This is a genomic window from Xenorhabdus eapokensis, assembly GCF_001908105.1.
This window is the reverse complement of sequence record NZ_MKGQ01000093.1, coordinates 1-1,981: the sequence shown is the minus strand read 5'-3', so window position 1 is coordinate 1,981 and position 1,981 is coordinate 1. Positions and strand designations below refer to the sequence as shown.

Sequence of the window (1,981 nt, the reverse complement as noted above, 5' to 3'; positions counted from 1 at the left end):
GGGGAGGAGCAAAAGCGATCAGGAGGCAAAAAAGATGTTCAGTTGATGAGCTATTTACGGAGCATATTGAATATGTCAAATTATGATGATTCTGCTATAGTTAGGCAAGCGCACTGACCGCCGCTAAAGAGTGTTTGATATAGAAAAGGAATTCAACATTTCGTAAATTTTGCGGGATGTATCAAAGTCCTGACCGAAGTACGGGTGGTGCCGCTTCAGTGCCTCGGTCAGAGCGCGACATTCCTTAACTGACCGTGATGGAAGCCAGCCGGACAGGCAACGTAAAGGCAATGGCTGGTTAAATCGTGCTCCTGCTCATAGGAGCGAACGGATGAAAGAGGTTATTAACACCACTATCATCGTTCTGAAAGCACTAATTGCGCTTTTAGAATTGATCCGTACCTTTTTGAAATAGGCAGCGGAAACGGAGATAAGGCCATCGGGTTAACCGCCCGGTGGCCTTTAACATTTCTGGCGCACCCTCAATAAAATGCCACCAGACGCACACAACACCGTTCATTCCTTAATTTACTCCTCGTTATGGTTCATTTGGATCGGCATTGCTGCATTGCGTCCATGCTGCACAATCTCCACGAAATAAACGTCAACCTGACGTAAAACGGACTACACCGCACCCGCCTGCACGTTTTGGATCAAAAAATTATTTCAGTTTTCAAATCCTACAAAGGGAATCGCCAGTGTGCGCCCGTGCTGGTGCTGTGGGAAAAATATCAAACTGAAAAGAGTGAAAAGATTTTCAGTCAATTTCAGTTTTTGGAACAAAAACGGATCGCGGGGAAAATATCAATGCAATGATATTAAAGGATAAATTCTATTTTACGTGAAGTTATTGGATCATGAAGCAAAGCCGTGCCATGTTCAAGTGTTCAGGATTTATGCGGCTTTGCGGTAGAAGAGAAATTGAAATTTACATCGAATAATAATTTGAATATCAAATTTTATTTTAAACGAATCAGAGTGCTAATTTTAAGCATTCAAGTAAACAGATTTAATATTGGTTAGTGATTTAAAAAATCAATGATTGACTAAGATTAGTTATGATTCTATAGTAAAGCTAGATTAACGTTACTTAACGTTACTTAACGTTACTTAACGTCACTTGCCTTTATTGTTAAGGAGTATATTAATGAGTGGTACCGGTATCATGGTTAGTAAAGAAGACTTTGCCAAACTATCAGAGAGAACTCGTGAAGAGTTACTAGAATTAGTAACCAATAGTATTAATGGACACATTGTTAGTGAAAATATAACTAATAATGAAGAGGAACCGTGGGAACCAACAGATTTATCTTCTATACAAGCTGCTAAGTTCGTTAAAGGGTTAGGAGAAAAATCTCGCCGTGTTTTGAAAACTATACTTGAGGTAGGAAAAGGTGAAAAAGGTGAGTTTTGGTGTAAAGACGTTGCTAAAAAACTGGATATTAAGAGTGAATCTCTTACAGGGGTTTGGTCAGGTTTAACAAGAAGGATAAGGAGCGTTACCGAGGATGAAGATGCTTGCTTGTTTGACTGGCAACCGGATGATAATAGATGTGATTATCAGGGCACTTTTCATGAAGTGACATATAAGAACTTAAAAAAGGTTTTAAACATTTAGTTCATCTAGACTTGAAAGATGAAATGCCATGACGGTCAAATTAACCGTCATGGAAAAATCAAAGGGTTACGGAATTTTGGCAACCATAAAAGAAAATTGCAGTTGACCTTACGAAAGTAATTCATTATCTTTTTTCACACGAGGCGTCGAAACCTCAAGTAAGCGGTCAGAACCAACCCCGTCAGTGTTGGATTTTTTATGCCTGATTTTTGGTGGTAGTCTTCTAGATGGTGTCGTCATGAGAAATTTCGTGCAATAATAATACCCCATCATTCCATCATAAGAGTCGATTAACCATGAGTACACCTGCACACCGCCGCCACGATATTTCAGATCGCGCCTGGAGCCTGCTTGAACCTCATT

At 39.7% G+C, this 1,981-nt stretch carries 3 protein-coding genes; 2 read left to right on the top strand and 1 reads right to left on the bottom strand.

Annotated elements, in window-relative coordinates; all coding sequences use genetic code 11:
* The first annotated feature begins 331 nt into the window (after nt 1–331).
* Nucleotides 332–415 (top strand): damage-inducible type I toxin DinQ, encoded by an 84-nt coding sequence (gene dinQ / locus Xedl_RS39505; protein ID WP_370630631.1) that lies wholly within the window; start codon nt 332–334, stop codon nt 413–415.
* A gap of 732 nt (nt 416–1,147) precedes the next feature.
* Nucleotides 1,148–1,618: a hypothetical protein gene (locus tag Xedl_RS19375; RefSeq protein WP_074025342.1), complete on the top strand. Its 471-nt coding sequence runs from the start codon at nt 1,148–1,150 to the stop codon at nt 1,616–1,618.
* Between the two features lie 108 nt (nt 1,619–1,726).
* On the opposite strand, the gene Xedl_RS28030 is transcribed toward Xedl_RS19375, so the two are convergent.
* Nucleotides 1,727–1,981: hypothetical protein (locus Xedl_RS28030; protein WP_158024422.1), on the bottom strand; the 255-nt coding region annotated here is incomplete at its 5' end.

Bases quoted from the DNA above. Each gene is read 5' to 3' on its own strand.
- dinQ (WP_370630631.1), top strand. From the start codon at position 332: ATGAAAGAGGTTATTAACACCACTATCATCGTTCTGAAAGCACTAATT.
- Xedl_RS19375 (WP_074025342.1), top strand. From the start codon at position 1,148: ATGAGTGGTACCGGTATCATGGTTAGTAAAGAAGACTTTGCCAAACTA.